Below are 15,164 nucleotides of genomic sequence, written 5' to 3' on the forward strand. Positions count from 1 at the left end.
CGCAGCCGCCTCTCCCTGCCCGCCTTCGTCGATGGCTCGCTGCTCACGCTGATGGCGGGCGCCGTCATCCTCTGGTTCGCCCCGGTCGGCATGGGCCGCTACGGCACGTATGTGCTCTCGCTCTGGCTGGTGATGAGCGTCGCGGTGATGGGGCTGAACCTGACGCTGGGCTATGCCGGGCTGAAGTCGCTGGCCCAGGCCGCCTTCATGGGGCTAGGGGCCTATGCCACCGCGATCCTGACCACGAAATACGGCGTCTCCTGGTATGCCGCCTTCGCGCTGTCGGGGCTCCTGACCTTCGCTGTTGGCCTCGTGCTCGGCTTTCCGGCGCTCAGGGTCAAGGCGCATTACCTCGCCTTCGTCACGCTCGCCTTCTCGACGCTGATCTGGCTGGTCATGCGCAATGAGCAATGGCTCACCGGCGGTGTCTTCGGCGTCGCCAACATCAACCGGCCAGAGTTCTTCGGCATCAAGCTGTTCGGCGCGCTCGAATTCCACCGCTTCGTCGTCGTCGTCACCTTCCTCCTCGCGGTTCTCCTCTGGTGGATGATCCGCAGCCCCTGGGGCCGCGCCTTCACCGCCTTGCGCGAGAACCCGATCCGCGCCGCGAGCCTGGGCGTCGACACCCGCACCTACACCCTGCTCGCCTTCGCCATCGGCTCGGCCTATGCGGGCTTTGCCGGTGCGCTCTACGCCCCGCTGGTCGAGTTCATCGACCCCTCGCCCTTCTCGCTGTCGCAGAGCTTCTTCCTGCTGCTGATGGTGGTCGCGGGCGGCTCGGGCTATCTGCTCGGCCCCTTCATCGGCGCGCTGCTCGGCGTCGTGCTGCCGGAATGGCTGCGCTTTGCCGGCTCGCTCTATCTCATCATCTTCGCCACCATCGTCATGCTGCTGCTGATCGCCTGCCCGCAAGGGGTGAGCGGACTGCTGGAGCGCGGCTGGGCGAAGCTTAGCGGCAAGGCGGGAGCGCGCTGATGGCCCAGGTTCTCGAAGCCAACAAGGTTCTGGAAGTCACCAACCTGCACAAGGCTTTCGGCGGCATCAAGGCCGTCAACGGGGTCTCCTTCTCGGTTAATGAAGGCGAGATCCTCGGCATCATCGGCCCCAATGGCTGCGGCAAGTCGACCCTGTTCAACTGCATCCTCGGCCAGCTGGAGCCGAGCGAAGGCTCGGTCAAGCTCGACGGCCGGGACGTCACCAATCTGCGCCCTTCCGAGCTCAACCGGCGCGGCGTCAGCCGCACCTTCCAGCTGCTGCAGGTCTTCCCCGAGCTCTCGGTGCGCGAGAACCTGATCCTCGCCGGCCAGGAGCATGAGGGCTCGATGCTGTCGCGCTTTTTCGGAGCACGAGACGCTGGGCTGTCCAAGAAGGCGGATCAGATGATCAGCTTCTTCAAGCTCGGCCATCTGATCGACGAAAAGGCGGGCGGGCTCTCCTACGGCCAGCAGAAGCTGCTCGACGCGGCGATGGCCTTCATGGCCGGCCCGCGCCTCGTGCTGCTCGACGAGCCGGCCGGCGGCGTCAACCTGACCATGCTGGGAGATCTCAAGGAGCGGCTGCGCGCCATCAACGCCGAACAGGGCGCGACCTTCGTGGTGATCGAGCACAACATGGATTTCGTGATGTCGCTGTGCTCGCGGGTGATCGTGCTGGCCGAAGGCAAGGTGCTGGCCGAGGGCACGCCGGCGCAGGTCCGGGCCAATCCGGCTGTGATCGAAGCCTATCTCGGGCATTGAGGAGAGCGTCATGAGCACACCCATCCTCGAACTCGACGGCGTGGTCGGCGGCTATGGCGCGATGACCATCCTGAACGGCACGACCTTCAAAATCCCGCGCGCTGCGATCACCACCGTGATCGGCCCCAACGGTGCCGGCAAATCGACCGTGTTCAAGGCGATCTTCGGCCTGCTCAAGGTGCGCGAAGGCCAGATCCGGCTGGAGGGGGCCGACATCACCAACTGGAACCAGCGCAAGCTGCTGGAGGCCGGCATCTGCTATGTGCCGCAGGGGCGCAACATCTTCCCCGAGCTTTCGGTGCGCCACAATATCGAGTTGGGCGCGGTGGCGGCGAGCTCTGATATCACCGACATGCCCAAGCGCCTGGAGGCCGCGCTCGACCGCTTTCCGGCCTTGCGGCGCAAAGCGGACAACCAGGCCTCGACCCTCTCGGGCGGTGAGCAGAAGCAGCTTGAGATCGTGCGCGGCCTCCTGCTCGACCCCAAGCTGGTGCTGATCGACGAACCCTCGATCGGTCTCTCACCGATGATGGTGCAGGAGACCTTCGGCATCCTAAAAGATCTGCGCGCCAAGGGCGTGACGATCCTGATGGTCGAGCAGAACGCCCGCTCGGCGCTGGAGATTTCCGATGAGGGCCTCGTGCTCGAACTCGGCCAGACCCGCATGCAGGGACCGGCAGCCGAGATCCTCGCCGATCCGCGCGTCGGCCAGCTCTTCCTCGGCGGCGCGATGACGGAAGCGGCATGATGCCGCTCCCTCACCCGTCATGGTCGGGCTTGTCCCGGCCATCCACGTCTTCGCTGGTCGAGCGCCGTGTTCAAGACGTGGATGCTCGCCACACGGGCGAGCATGACGGGACGGGCTCTCCGTCCGAGAGATCTCGCATGAGCGCCAAGCTGAACATCGCCCTCATCGGCGCCGGTCTCATCGGCCGGCCCCATCTGCAGCGGCTCGACACATCCCCGGACTGCGCCTGTGCCGCAGACGCCGCCCGCACGCTTGCGGTCGTCAAGGCCATCAGTGAGGCTGCGCGGCGTGGACGTCTCGTCACCATCGACCACCAGGCAAGGGCGCAAGCGGCATGAACCCGACCTCGATCGCGACCGTCTCTCTCAGCGGCGATCTCGCGGAGAAATTACAGGCCATCGCCGCGGCCGGGTTCGACGCGGTCGAGGTTTTCGAGAACGATTTCCTGACCTTCGACGGCAGTCCGCGCGACGTCGGCAAGATGATCGCCGATCTCGGCCTGACGATCTCGGCCTTCCAGCCCTTCCGCGATTTCGAGGGCATGCCCGAGCCGCTGCGGGCGCGGACCTTCGCGCGGGCCGAGCGCAAATTCGCGATCATGAACGAGCTCGGCGCCGAGCTGATGCTGATCTGCTCGAATGTCTCGCCGCAATCGCTGGGGGGCATCGACCGGGCGGCGACCGATTTGCGCGAACTCGGCGAGCTCGCGGCGAAATTCGACGTGCGTGTCGGCTTCGAGGCGCTGGCCTGGGGCCGTCACGTCAACGATTATCGCGACGCCTGGGAGATCGTGCGTCGCGCGGCGCATCCGCGCATCGGGCTGATCCTCGATTCCTTCCACACGCTGGCGCGCAAATCGCCGGTGGAGCCGATCGCCTCGATCCCCGGCGACCGCATCTTCCTCGTCCAGCTCGCCGATGCGCCCAAGCTCGACATGGATGTGCTGAGCTGGAGCCGGCATTTCCGCTGCTTTCCCGGCCAGGGCGACCTTGCCGTCGCCGACTTCGTCAAGGCGGTCGAGGCGACGGGCTATTCCGGGCCGCTCTCGCACGAGATCTTCAACGACCAGTTCCGAGCGGGCTCGGCCCGCCGGCTCGCGACCGACGGCATGCGCTCGCTGATCGCGCTCGCCGACCAGACGGCGCCGCATCTACCGCCGCGCGTACATGTCGAAGGCGTCGAGTTCCTCGAATTCGCGCTGGACGAGGATACGGCCGCCGATCTCGCCGCGCTCTTCACGGCGCTGGGCTTCCGGCAGACCGGCACGCATCGCAGCAAGATGGTGACGCGCTGGAGCCAGGGCGGCATCAACCTCGTGCTCAACACCGAGAAGGACGGCTTTGCCCAGTCGCATGCGATCATGCATGGGCCCGGCGTCTGCGCGATCTGCCTGCGCGTCGACGATGTCGAACAGACCATGGCCCGGGCGCGGGATTTGAAGATCACGGCCTTCGAACAGCCCGTCGGCCCCGGCGAGATGCATATCCCCGCCATTCGCGGCGTCGGCGGCTCATTGATCTATTTCACCCAGGCCACAGGTGAACTCGCCCATATCTGGGAGAAGGATTTCGTCGCGACGCCCCATGCCGCAGCGCCTGCGCCTGCCCTCCTGCAAAGCGTAGATCACATCTCGCAGTCGATGGACTATGAGGAGATGCTGTCCTGGCTCTTGTTCTACACCTCGCTGTTCCATCTCGAGCGCATCCCGCAAGCCGCGATCGCCGATCCCGCCGGCCTCGTCGAGAGCCGGCCGATCGTCAGCGCCGACGGCTCATTGCGCTTCGTGCTCAACGGCTCGCAGGCGACGCGGACCCTGTCCTCGCGCTTCGTCTCAGAGCATTTCGGCTCGGGCGTGCAGCACATCGCCTTCAGCGCGCCCGACATCTTCGCGGCGGTGACGGCGATGCGGGCGGCGGGTCTCTCCTTCCTCGACATCCCCGAGAATTATTACGAGGATCTGGAGGCGCGGCACGGGCTCGATCCGGATTTCATCGACGCCTTGCGCGATCACCACATCCTCTATGACCGCGACGGCGAGGCCGAGTTCCTGCAGGTCTACACCCATGTCTTCGCGCAACGCTTCTTCTTCGAGATCGTCGAGCGGCGCGGCGGCTATGCCGGCTTCGGCGCGGTGAACGCAGCGGTGCGGCTGGCCTCGCAGGCCAGAGAGGCGCGGCCCGTGACGGTGCCGCGGCCGTTGAGGGAGAGCTGAGGGTCATCCAGCACGCGCAGCGGCGCGCAGTGCCGCTGCGCAGATGCGGGATCGCGTGACGCAGGAGGCGCCTTCTTCTGAAGGGCGCAGAAGGCGCCTTCTTTTGAAGACGGTCCCGTGTCTGCGCCGCGGCATTTCATGCCGCAGCGCACACGGGATGACAGGGCCCTACCCCCGCAGCATCTGCATCGGTGTCGGATAATAGCGGAAACCGTCGCCGGCCTTGGCGAGGTTGCCGAAGCCCGGCCAGGCGAAATGGTAGGACATCACCGGCGTCTTCTCATCGGCCAGGATGGTGAGCAGCTTCACGCGCGATTCCACCGCCTGTTTCGGGTCGAAATCATAGGCGAATTCGAGCCTGGGCTTCTCGGTCAGCAGGATCGCGTGATGCGTCAGATCGCCGAGGAAGGCGAAGGATTTGCCTGAGGACGCCACCCTGAAGATGTGGTGCCCCGGTGAGTGCCCGGGTGCCGCGATCGCCTGCACGCCCGGCAGGAATTCCTGGCCGTCCTTGAAGAAGACGATGCGGTCCTTGACCGGCCTGAGATTGGCGCGGGCATGCTCGCCGAAGGCCTTGAACGGCGTGCCGAGCCGCGCATCGTCGAGCCAGAAATCATAGTCGATCTGGCTGATATAGATCTGCGCGTTCGGGAAATGCGGCTTGCCGTCCTGGGAGGAGATGCCGCCGATATGGTCGATATGGGCGTGGCTGATGACAATGGCGTCGATATCCTCCGGCTTGATGCCGGCTTCCGCCATGCTCTTCTGCAGGCGGCCCGTGGTCGGGCCAAAGGCCTTGGAGAAGCCCATGCCGGTGTCGAACATGACAAGCCTGTCGCCGAAATTCACGATCGGGACGTTCTGCTCGAGGACGACATTGTCCTTGGCCAGGAAGTTGTTCTCCAGCATGCCGTAGACGGTTTCCTTGGGCACGCCGAGGAAGCTCGCGCCGGGATCGCCGAGCGGCAGCGGCCCGTCGGAGACGACCGTGACCTCGGCCGTGCCCAGCATGAAGCGGTAGAAATAGCCGGACTGGGTGTTGGACAATGGCGCCTTGGCCAGGGCCGCGCCTGCGAAAGGCAACGTGGCGCCCGCAGCGAGCGCGGCAGCGCTGCCCAGAAATCCGCGACGGCTGGCATGTGCAAGGCTGGGATGGGCAAGGCTGGCTTGGAGATGCATGGTCGTATCCTCGGACATTGCGCTTCCTCCTGAGTGAAACGGTTCCAGCGTTCTCGCTGGCATTCTTGTCGACGGAGACCGAGCGGCCTGGAGCGGCCTTGTGGCAAAGCCATACCTCTCGAGAACCCTGCCTCGCGCTGGAGGATGCACCTGCCCCAAGGGCACGACCAATACCCCTTTGCTCTATCCGGCATAAGCGAAAGCTGGGGCTGGAGGCGTTCCCGTGGCGCGCAAACCGATTCAAGCGATCGCGGCAAGACACTGCAATCGTTCAAATTTTACGAATCGATCCGGGCGACGCATGCCACCGCGTCAGGCCCGCTCTGGCCATCGCCTGCGGACGACGCTACCAACGTCAAAGAGGCCTCAGCGGCCGGTCAGGAACCGAGAAACCCAGCGATGGATTTGCGTCAGCTTCGCTATTTCACCGCGATCGTCGAACAGGGCTCGTTCTCGAAGGCCGCCACCAAGCTACGCGTAGCACAGCCGGCGCTGAGCCAGCATCTGCGCCATATGGAAGACGAGCTCGGCGTCGCGCTGCTGCATCGCGGCACGCGCGGCGTGCTGCCGACGGAGGCCGGCGAGCGGCTCCTGCTGCGCGCCCGGGCGATCCTGGCAGAGTTCGCCGAATTGCGCGACAGCGTCCGCGGTGAGACCGCGGCGCCCGGCGGCGAAGTCCGCATCGGCCTGCCCGGGACCGTCAGCGAGCAGTTCAGCGTGCCCCTGATCCAGGCGGCGCGCGAACGTTATCCTGCCGTGCGCATCCGCATCGCCGAAGCGATGAGCGGCTTCGTGCTCGACTGGCTGCGCCGAGGCGAGGTCGATCTCGCGGTGATCTATGCGATCTCGGACCCCAAGGGCCTCGGCATCCACCATATCCTGACCGAGGAACTCTGCCTGTTCGGCCCGCCCACGCTCGACGCGATCAAGACGCCGCCCGGCGGCACGGTGACGCTCGCCGAAGCCGCGGGCGTCGACCTCATCCTGCCCGGGATCGGCCATGGCCTGCGCGACCAGATCGATGAGGCGGCTGCCGGCGTCGGCGCCGCGATCCAGCCCGCGATCGAGATCGAATCCTATGCGCAGATCAAGCGGCTGGCCGAGCGCGGCCTGGGCTACGGCATCCTGCCGCGCATGGCGGTCAGCGCGCAGGAGAGGGCTGGTCTCTTCCAGACCTGGCGCATCGAGCAGCCCTCGCTCTACCGCAAGGTCTATCTCGCCTATTCGACAGAGCGGCCGATGCCGGCGGCGGCCCGCGCGATCGGCCAATTATCCTGGGAGATCCTGCGCGGGCTCGTCAGCGACGAGAGCTGGACCGCGACGCTGGGCGAGGATGGCGATCCGCCCGCCTTATATGGCTGATCGCGTTTTCGTCTTTGACAGGCAAGCCCGCGAGCCTGAATTTCGTGTCGCTGATCACGAACCTCAGCCCTCATCCTGAGGAGCCGCGAAGCGGCGTCTCGAAGGATGCTCCAGTGCGCTCTGGAACATCCTTCGAGACGCGCCTTAAGGCGCTCCTCAGGATGAGGGCTGAACGTGGGAACAGCCAAGAAACAACGCCCATCGCCCGAGGAAACACACCTTTGAAAATCCGTGCCGCCGTCCTGAATGCCAGCCCAGTCGCGGCGCCCTATGCGCTGAGCAAGCCGATGTCGATCGAGGAGATCGAGCTCGCCCCGCCCGGCCCCGGCGAGGTGCTGGTCAGGGTCCGCGCGGCGGGCTTATGCCATTCCGACCTCTCGGTGATCGACGGCAATCGCCCGCGCCCCGTCCCCATGGTGCTCGGCCATGAGGCCGCGGGCGAAGTGGTCGAGACCGGCCCGGGCGTGCAGGACCTCAAGCAGGGCGACCGCGTCATCATGGTCTTCGTGCCCTCCTGCGGGCATTGCTCCCCATGCAGCGAGGGGCGCCCTGCTTTGTGCGAGCCCGGCAACGCCGCCAACGGCATCGGCGAATTGATCGGCGGCGGGCGAAGGCTCTCCGCGGGGGGTAAGCCGGTGCATCACCATGTCGGTGTCTCCGCCTTTGCCGAATATGCCGTGATCTCGCGCCACTCGCTGGTGAAGATCGAGGCCGACATCCCCCATGAGATCGCGGCCCTGTTCGGCTGCGCCGTGCTGACCGGCGTCGGCGCAGCGGTGAACACGGCAAAGATCCGCGCCGGCGAGACGGTCGCCGTCGTCGGCCTCGGCGGGGTGGGCCTGAGCGCGCTGATGGGAGCTGCCGCCTGCGGCGCCTCGCGCGTCATCGCGGTCGATCTTGCCGAGGACAAGCTTGCGATCGCGCGCGAACTCGGCGCAACGGACACGTTCAATGCTGGCGACCCCGGCGTGATCGAGGCGATCCGGGCTGCGACCAAGGGCGGCGTCGATCATGGGCTGGAGATGGCGGGCTCGGTCAAGGCGCTCGACCTCGCCTATCAGATCACCAGGCGCGGCGGCACGACCACGACCGCCGGCCTCGCCAACCCGGCGCATATGCTCTCGCTTTCGCCGGTCAGGCTCGTCGGCGAGGAGCGCACGCTGAAGGGATCCTATGTGGGCTCCTGCATCCCCGTGCGCGACATCCCGCGCTTCATCGAGCTTTACCTGCGCGGCAAGCTGCCGGTCGACAAGCTCTTGACCAGCACCAGCGGGCTCGACGGCATCAATGAGGGATTCGACGCGCTGAACGAGGGGCGCACGATCCGGCATGTGCTGGTGATGTGAGGCGGATGGTCGTCATTCTGGGGCGAGGCGAAGCGCAGACCCGAGAATCTCTGTCAGGAGATGCTCGGGGCAAGCCCACGGCTGTCCGGTTCGCCGTGAGCGCCCGATCGAAAAGCTTCGTTCATTGAAGGCTTTCCAGCGGGCGGGGACGAATGAGACAGGCGCGGGGAACCCTTCTCCCGTGTGGATTTCTCTGCGAAAGGGCCCTGGCGTTGAGGTTTGATTGCTGATTCACTTCGCTCGGGTGCGGCGGGGTGATCGGCATGTCGGATCAGATGTCTTTGGCTGAGGCGTTTTTGGACCCACGCCTGGGTGCGAACGCGAAGCTTGCGAAGATCGATGGGCTGATCGCGTGGGATCGGCTGGCGCCCTTGGCCGGCAAGCTGCGCCAGGCTGAGACGGGCAGGCCGCCTTACGCGCCGCTTGCGATGCTCAAGGCGCTCTATCTGCAGGCGCTTTACGATTTGTCGGATCCCGGCCTGGAGGAGGCGCTGCTGGACCGGCTGTCGTTTCGACGTTTCTGCGGGTTTGCGCTCGATGGCGGCACGCCCGACGAGACGACCTTGTGCCGCTTTCGGCTGGCGGCAGCGCAGGCGGGCGTGCTCGAGGCCTGCTTTGCCGAGATCGGCGCGCAGCTCTCGGCCAAGGGTCTGATCCTGAAGAAGGGCACATTGCTCGACGCCACAATCGTTCAGGCGACGCATGCTGCCCCGTCACGCGAAGCCGGGCTGGGCAAGGGCCACCCCCGTGAACCCGGCGCCGACTGGGGCAAGAAGAACGGCAAGGCCCATTTCGGCTACAAGCTGCATGTCGGCGTCGACGAGGGCTCGGGCCTGATCCGCACGGCGCTCGTGACCTCGGCGCGGATACAGGACGTCGAGATGGCCCCAGGGCTCGTCAGCGGCGACGAGGCCGCCGTCTATGCCGATCGCGGCTATGAGAGCAAGGCCCAGCGCGCCGCCCTGAAGGCCTTGGGCATCAAGGACCGGATCATGCATCGCCGGCACAAGCACATCGCTGTCCTGCCGCGCTGGCTGCAGCGCCGCAACGCCCTGATCGCGCGCCGCCGCGCTCCCGTCGAAGCTGTCTTCAGCGCCATGAAGCGCCTCTATGGCAAAGCCCGGACGCGATGCCACTCGTTCGTCGCCAACACCGCAGACCTGATTGCCTTCGCAACCGTCTACAATCTCCGGCGCGCCACCATCATCGCAGGCGGCTGAACCAGGTCGACTGCGAGCTCTCCAAGCCAACCGCTGAAGACCGCCCGTCACAGGCGAACAATCCGCCGTCAAAATATCAGTCCTCAGCCGCGTTTCGCAGAGGAATCCGTGTGGGAGAAGGGTAGGGATGAGGGCAGGCCAGACAACCAGGTCGCGCAAGCCGCTCCGCATCGTCTCCTGCGCTTTCAGGATGAGCCGGCGCTGCGGCGCGGTCGCGCCTCAATAATCAGCGGCAGGCCCTCATCCCTGCCCTTCTCCCATCCGGGAGAAGGGTTCCCCGCGCTCTTCATCCGGCGCTTCGCGTCACCTTCGCCCGCGAGGGGAGAGCCGTGCATGATCCGCTCAGAGACCAAAACCTCAACCGGACAGCCGTGGGGCAAGCCCGAGCATGACGCGAGACCCGGCCTCAGCCGTGCTTGTGCACGATGGTCTCAGTCACCGGAAACTCCTCCAGCACGATGAAGTCCTTCTCGCGGCCATGGCCGTTCTTGCCGGTTCCGTCTCGGCTCGCCCGCTGCGCCCGGGCATTCGGAGGACGAATCGTGGCAAATATGGTATCTGCGGATAGGCGGGACGCGCGGCTCATTCCAAGGGATCAGGCATGTGGAACACCGTCTCTTGCGAGATGCACAAGGAGACCGACGCCTTCGACTATTGGCGTGAGGTCGCCTTCCAGCGGCTCGATGCCCGGCCGCGCCCCTCCCTGCGGCAAGACGGCTTCCATGGCAAGGCGGCCTCCCTGTCGGTGGCGGGGACCACATTGTGGCGCTATCAATCCGCCGCCGTGGATGTACACCGCAGCGCCAGCCATTGCCGGCGCGACCAGGGTGGCGAGATCTGCGTGTTGCTGATGCGCTCCGGCCGGGCGATGCTCGACCAGGGCAGCGAAATGACCCTGGCTCCGCGGGATGTCGGCTTCATCGATGCCTCGCGGCCGCTGCGCGGCTGGTGGGGCGAGCATTCCGAGAGCCATCTGGTGATTCCGCGCGACACGGCGCGGCGGCTGTTCGGCGATCTCGACCGGCTGAACGGGTTGCGCCTTCCCGGGCAATCGGGAGCGGGCCGCCTGCTCGGCGCGCAGCTGCGGCTGACCGAGCGGCTGATCGACGGGCTCGACCCAGCGGCCGCGGCCATGGCCGTGCAGACGATGCTCGACCTGATCGGCCGGGCGCTCGGTGCCGTGCGGCGCGGGGACGACCTGCCTGATGGGCGCCGCTCCGCTAGCCCCGATCCGGCCGAGGCGATCGCGCGCTATATCGACCGGCATCTCGACGATCCCGATCTCGATGTCGGCCGCATCGCGGCGGCGCTCGGCCTGTCGCGCAGCAGCCTGTATCGGAGCTTCCCGGCATCCGAGGGCGGCGTGGCCCGCTTCATCCTTCATCGCCGGCTCGAGCTGTGCCGCGATGCCCTGCTGGCCGGCGGGCCGATCGGCCCGCTCGAGGACCTCGCGACCCGTTGGGGCTTTGAGGATTACGGCGCCTTCTCCCGCGCCTTCCGGCGCCGCTTCGGCCTGGCGCCCAGCGCCCTGCGGGACCAGCCCACGGCGAGATAGAGCCTTCTCCGATTTGATGGGGTCGTCATTGCTTGCGCAACGAAACGATCCAGCTTGATCGGAAATTGCTCTGGCGCATGTCCCTTGCACGGGCAGCTCAACGTCACAGCAGCCAGTTTGGGACGCAATGCGCAGCGTCCTGGGACGCAAAGCCTAACGCGTCCCCCTGCCCGAAGGATAATCTCCGCGAAGGCCGATCCTTCATCGGCAGGCGGATCATGCCGATCCGCGCGCCTTCGCCAGGGACGGAAGATGCCACAGGACGATGCGGCCTCGCAGCCGGGCAGCACCATCGGGAAGAGCCCCTCCCTGCCGACCGGGCCGGCCAGGGGCTGCCGGTCAACGCTCCCGGCCTCGACCGCGCCGGGAACCGCGCCCGCCACGCTGCCTCCTGCGCGGTCGCTCGCATCATCCTCCACGATGGCGCGGCTGCTGTCGGGAACGATGCTGATGGGGTTGGCGGCCGGGATCGCGCTCGGTGCGCCGGTGCAAGCGGCGGCGCAAACCTATCAGGGCGCCGATGGCCAGTACTCAACGGGCGTTGCGGGTGGCGCGGGCAGCGACCCGGGCTTGAACGATGGTGGAGCCCCCATTCAGAACGGCCAGGGAGCCGCTGGCCCGGTGGCCGGCGGGGCAGGCGGTCCGGGACTTGCGAGCAACGGCGGCGGCGGTAATGGCGGCTTCGGTGGGGGGAGTGGCGAACTTGGTGCTCTCGGCGGTGGCGGTGGCGGCGGTGGCATCGAGAGTGCTGGCCGCGGCGGCGGCGGCGGCGGCAGCATCGCGAGCGGAGGGGGCGGCGGCGGCGGCGTCGGCCACGTCGTCACCAGCGACATGACGTTGGTGGTCGGCGGCTCATCCACAGGCGGGCGCGGTGGTGGCGTCGGCGGCGACGGCAGCGGCGGCGGCGGCGGCGGTGGCGGTGGCGTGTTACTGGATGGCATCGCGACGCTCACCAACCAGGGCACGATCGCCGGTGGTGCTGGTGATCAGGGCGGCGGCGGCGGCGGTGGCGCATTAATGACCGGGGCCGGAACCGTTGTGAACGAAGGCGCCATCCGGGGTGGCACTGGCGGCATTGGCAAATATAGCGACTCAACAGACGGGGCCGGCGGTATTGGCATCGCCGCCATTGGTGGCGCCACGGTGATCAACAGCGGGGTCATCGCGGGCGGCTTCTCGCGGAACAGCAACGGGGTTCAAGCTGCTGCGATCAGCTTCATGGGCGGCGCCAACCGGCTGGAATTGTGGAACGGCTCGGTGATCTCCGGCAATGTGGTCAGCGCCGGCGGCGATACGCTGGTCCTGGGCGGCACCGTCGATAGCGGCTTCAATCTCGGTCAGATCGGGGCCGCAGCGCAATATCAGGGGTTCAGTTTTTTCGAGAAGACGGGCGCCAGCACCTGGACGCTGACGGGCACGGGCGCGCAGAACTGGTGGGTCGCGGCCGGCGCGTTGATCGGCAACACCGCGAGCCTCAGTGGCAATCTCAGCTTCGCCAACGGGGCCGGCACACGCGGCGTCGTGTTCGATCAGGCGAGTGCGGGGACTTATGCCGGCACGATCACCGGGGACGGTAGCGTGACCAAGACCGGCGCGGGCACCCTGACCCTGACCGGTACCAACGATTATACCGGCGGCACCACGATCGCCGGCGGCACGCTCAGCGTCGGCGCGGACGCCAATCTCGGCGACGCGTCCGGTGCGCTCACCTTCAACGGCGGCATGCTGCAGGTGACAGGCACGGGCTTCACCTCCACCGCGCGCACGATCAACTGGGGCGCGCAGGGCGGCGGTTTCGATATCGCCAATCAGGCGAATACTTTTACGGTGAGTCAGGGACTTGGCGGTAGCGGAGGCTTGACCAAGCTCGGCGCGGGCATGCTGACGCTGACCGGCGCGAACAGCTATTCCGGCGGCACCACGATCAGCGCCGGCACGCTGCAAATCGGCGCTGGCGGCACGAGTGGCAGCCTCACCGGCGATGTCGTCAGTAACGGAACCCTCGCCTTCAACCGCTCCGACAGGCTCGCCTTCACCGGCGCCATCTCCGGCACCGGCACGCTGCGCCAGGAGGGGAGCGGCACTACCGTGCTCAGCGGCGTCAACACCTATACCGGCGCCACCCTGGTCAATGCCGGAACCCTCGCGGTCAACGGCTCCATCGCCACATCCTCCAGCGTCACCGTCGCTGCAGGCGCCACGCTCGGCGGCACCGGCACGGTCGGGAACACCATCATCGCGGGCGGTACGCTCTCGCCGGGCAATTCGATCGGCACGCTCGGCGTGCAGGGCAATCTGAGCTTCACCGCCGCCTCGACCTACAAGGTGGAGGTCGATCCGCTTGGCGCCGACCGCACCAATGTCACGGGCATGGCGACGCTCGGTGGCGCGACGGTGGCCGCGCTTTACGCGCCAGGCGCCTATGTCACGAAGCAATACACCATCCTCAATGCAGCAGGCGGCGTCAGCGGCACGTTCGGCACACAGGCGAACACCAACCTGCCGGCGAATTTCACCTCCAGCCTCAGCTATGACGCCAACAATGCCTATCTCAACCTGGCGCTGAACTTCGTGCCCTCGGGCCCGTCGGCGCCAAGCTTCAGCGCCGGCCTCAACGCCAACCAGAGCCATGTCGCCACTGCGCTGGTGAACTCGTTCAACACGGCGGGCGGCATTCCGCTGGCCTTCGGTGCGCTCTCATCGCAAGGCCTGACGCAGGCCTCGGGCGAAGTGGCGACCGGTGTGCAGCAAACCAGCTTCAGCGCAACCTCGCAGTTCCTGGGGGCTATGCTCGACCCCTTCGCGGTCGGGCGCGATAACGGCGTCGGGCGCGATAGCAGCGCTGGACAAGGTCTCGTCTCCTCTGCGGATTCGGGCGAGGCTGGCGCCTATGCCTCGCTGCACAAGGGGCGCGAGCCCTCCCCGGCCCTGGCGCGCAAAGCCACCTTCCCCAGTCTCCTCTTCACGCCGCGCTGGGGCGCCTGGGCGGCGGGCTATGGCGGCGCGCAAATCGCGTCAGGCAACGCCGCTATCGGCTCGGCCGACACCACCGCGCGCATTTACGGCATGACGGTCGGCGCCGATTACCGCTTCGCGCCGGAGACGCTGGTCGGGTTCTCGCTCGGCGGCGCCAGCACCAACTACTCGCTCTCGGGCGGGCTCGGCAAAGGCTCCTCGGAGATGTTCCAGGCCGGGCTCTATGGCCGCCACCAGATCGGCGCCGCCTATGTCGCAGGCGCGCTGGCCTATGGCTGGCAGGACATCACCACCGACCGCAACGCCTTTCAAAACCACTACCGGGCGCGGTTCGATGCCAATGCGCTGTCGGGGCGGATCGAGGGCGGCTATCGCTTCGCCTGGCAGGGAATGGGGCTCACCCCCTATGCAGCGGGCCAGTTCTCGACATTGTTCCTGCCGGCCTATGCCGAGCAGACCGTGGCGGGAAACGGCCTGTTCGCGCTGAACTACGCCTCGAAAGACGTCACCAGCTCGCGCAGCGAACTCGGCTTGCGCGGCGATCTGTCATTTGCCCTCGACCAGGCGCTGGTCACACTGCGCGGCCGCACCGCCTGGGCGCATAACTTCACCGTCGATCGCAGCATCCTCGCCAGCTTCCAGGCGCTTCCAGCCTCGGGCTTCACCGTCAACGGCGCGGCGCAGGCGCATAATGCGGCGCTGCTCTCGGTCGGCGCCGAGATCGACTGGCGCAACGGCTTCACGCTCGCCGCCAATTTCGACGGCGAGTTCGCGCGCAACACCCAAAGCTACGCCGGCAAGGCCTCCATCCGCTATCAATGGTGAGAGCA

12 protein-coding genes are annotated in these 15,164 nt (G+C 66.8%); 10 read left to right on the forward strand and 2 right to left on the reverse strand.

What is annotated here, in order from left to right:
• Nucleotides 1-51 precede the first annotated feature (51 nt).
• The 5 genes from RMR04_RS17650 (at nucleotide 52) to RMR04_RS17670 (ending at nucleotide 4,696) form a co-directional block, all read left to right on the forward strand.
• Nucleotides 52-975 carry a branched-chain amino acid ABC transporter permease gene (locus RMR04_RS17650; RefSeq protein WP_410492269.1) on the forward strand — a complete coding sequence of 308 codons (924 nt, stop codon included), beginning with the start codon at nucleotides 52-54 and terminating at the stop codon, nucleotides 973-975.
• Nucleotides 975-1,736: an ABC transporter ATP-binding protein gene (locus RMR04_RS17655; protein WP_311909641.1), complete on the forward strand. Its 762-nt coding sequence runs from the start codon at nucleotides 975-977 to the stop codon at nucleotides 1,734-1,736. Before RMR04_RS17650 ends, RMR04_RS17655 begins: the two co-directional genes overlap by 1 nt.
• A 10-nt stretch (nucleotides 1,737-1,746) precedes the next feature.
• Complete coding sequence (locus RMR04_RS17660) at nucleotides 1,747-2,484, forward strand: ABC transporter ATP-binding protein (RefSeq protein WP_311909642.1); 738 nt, start codon at nucleotides 1,747-1,749, stop codon at nucleotides 2,482-2,484.
• Between the two features lie 137 nt (nucleotides 2,485-2,621).
• Nucleotides 2,622-2,822: a hypothetical protein gene (locus RMR04_RS17665; RefSeq protein ID WP_311909643.1), complete on the forward strand. Its 201-nt coding sequence runs from the start codon at nucleotides 2,622-2,624 to the stop codon at nucleotides 2,820-2,822.
• Nucleotides 2,819-4,696 (forward strand): bifunctional sugar phosphate isomerase/epimerase/4-hydroxyphenylpyruvate dioxygenase family protein, encoded by a 1,878-nt coding sequence (locus RMR04_RS17670; protein ID WP_311909644.1) that lies wholly within the window; start codon nucleotides 2,819-2,821, stop codon nucleotides 4,694-4,696. The genes RMR04_RS17665 and RMR04_RS17670 overlap by 4 nt, the downstream gene beginning before the upstream one ends.
• A 168-nt stretch (nucleotides 4,697-4,864) precedes the next feature.
• On the opposite strand, the gene RMR04_RS17675 is transcribed toward RMR04_RS17670, so the two are convergent.
• Nucleotides 4,865-5,875, reverse strand: a complete 1,011-nt coding sequence (locus RMR04_RS17675) for an MBL fold metallo-hydrolase (RefSeq protein ID WP_410492270.1) — start codon at nucleotides 5,873-5,875, stop codon at nucleotides 4,865-4,867.
• Nucleotides 5,876-6,274: 399 nt separating this feature from the next.
• Here RMR04_RS17675 and RMR04_RS17680 point away from each other — a divergent pair, with 399 nt between their 5' ends.
• The 3 genes from RMR04_RS17680 (at nucleotide 6,275) to RMR04_RS17690 (ending at nucleotide 9,803) form a co-directional block, all read left to right on the forward strand.
• Nucleotides 6,275-7,237 (forward strand): LysR family transcriptional regulator, encoded by a 963-nt coding sequence (locus RMR04_RS17680; RefSeq protein WP_311909646.1) that lies wholly within the window; start codon nucleotides 6,275-6,277, stop codon nucleotides 7,235-7,237.
• A 221-nt stretch (nucleotides 7,238-7,458) separates the two neighbouring features.
• A complete protein-coding gene (locus tag RMR04_RS17685; protein WP_311909647.1) occupies nucleotides 7,459-8,583 on the forward strand; it encodes a zinc-dependent alcohol dehydrogenase family protein in 1,125 nt (374 codons plus the stop codon).
• A gap of 296 nt (nucleotides 8,584-8,879) precedes the next feature.
• Nucleotides 8,880-9,803, forward strand: coding sequence for an IS5 family transposase (locus RMR04_RS17690; RefSeq protein WP_311909523.1), 924 nt, complete (start codon nucleotides 8,880-8,882; stop codon nucleotides 9,801-9,803).
• 406 nt (nucleotides 9,804-10,209) lie between these two features.
• On the opposite strand, the gene RMR04_RS17695 is transcribed toward RMR04_RS17690, so the two are convergent.
• Nucleotides 10,210-10,389 (reverse strand): hypothetical protein, encoded by a 180-nt coding sequence (locus tag RMR04_RS17695; RefSeq protein ID WP_311909648.1) that lies wholly within the window; start codon nucleotides 10,387-10,389, stop codon nucleotides 10,210-10,212.
• 15 nt (nucleotides 10,390-10,404) lie between these two features.
• Here RMR04_RS17695 and RMR04_RS17700 point away from each other — a divergent pair, with 15 nt between their 5' ends.
• Together RMR04_RS17700 and RMR04_RS17705 are read left to right on the forward strand one after the other, a co-directional pair.
• Nucleotides 10,405-11,358: a helix-turn-helix domain-containing protein gene (locus RMR04_RS17700; protein WP_311909649.1), complete on the forward strand. Its 954-nt coding sequence runs from the start codon at nucleotides 10,405-10,407 to the stop codon at nucleotides 11,356-11,358.
• Between the two features lie 252 nt (nucleotides 11,359-11,610).
• Entirely contained in the window at nucleotides 11,611-15,159 is a 3,549-nt protein-coding gene (locus tag RMR04_RS17705; RefSeq protein WP_311909650.1) for an autotransporter domain-containing protein, read from the forward strand.
• The last annotated feature ends 5 nt before the right edge of the window (nucleotides 15,160-15,164 follow it).

The organism is Bosea sp. 685 (genome assembly GCF_031884435.1).
GTDB lineage: Bacteria > Pseudomonadota > Alphaproteobacteria > Rhizobiales > Beijerinckiaceae > Allobosea.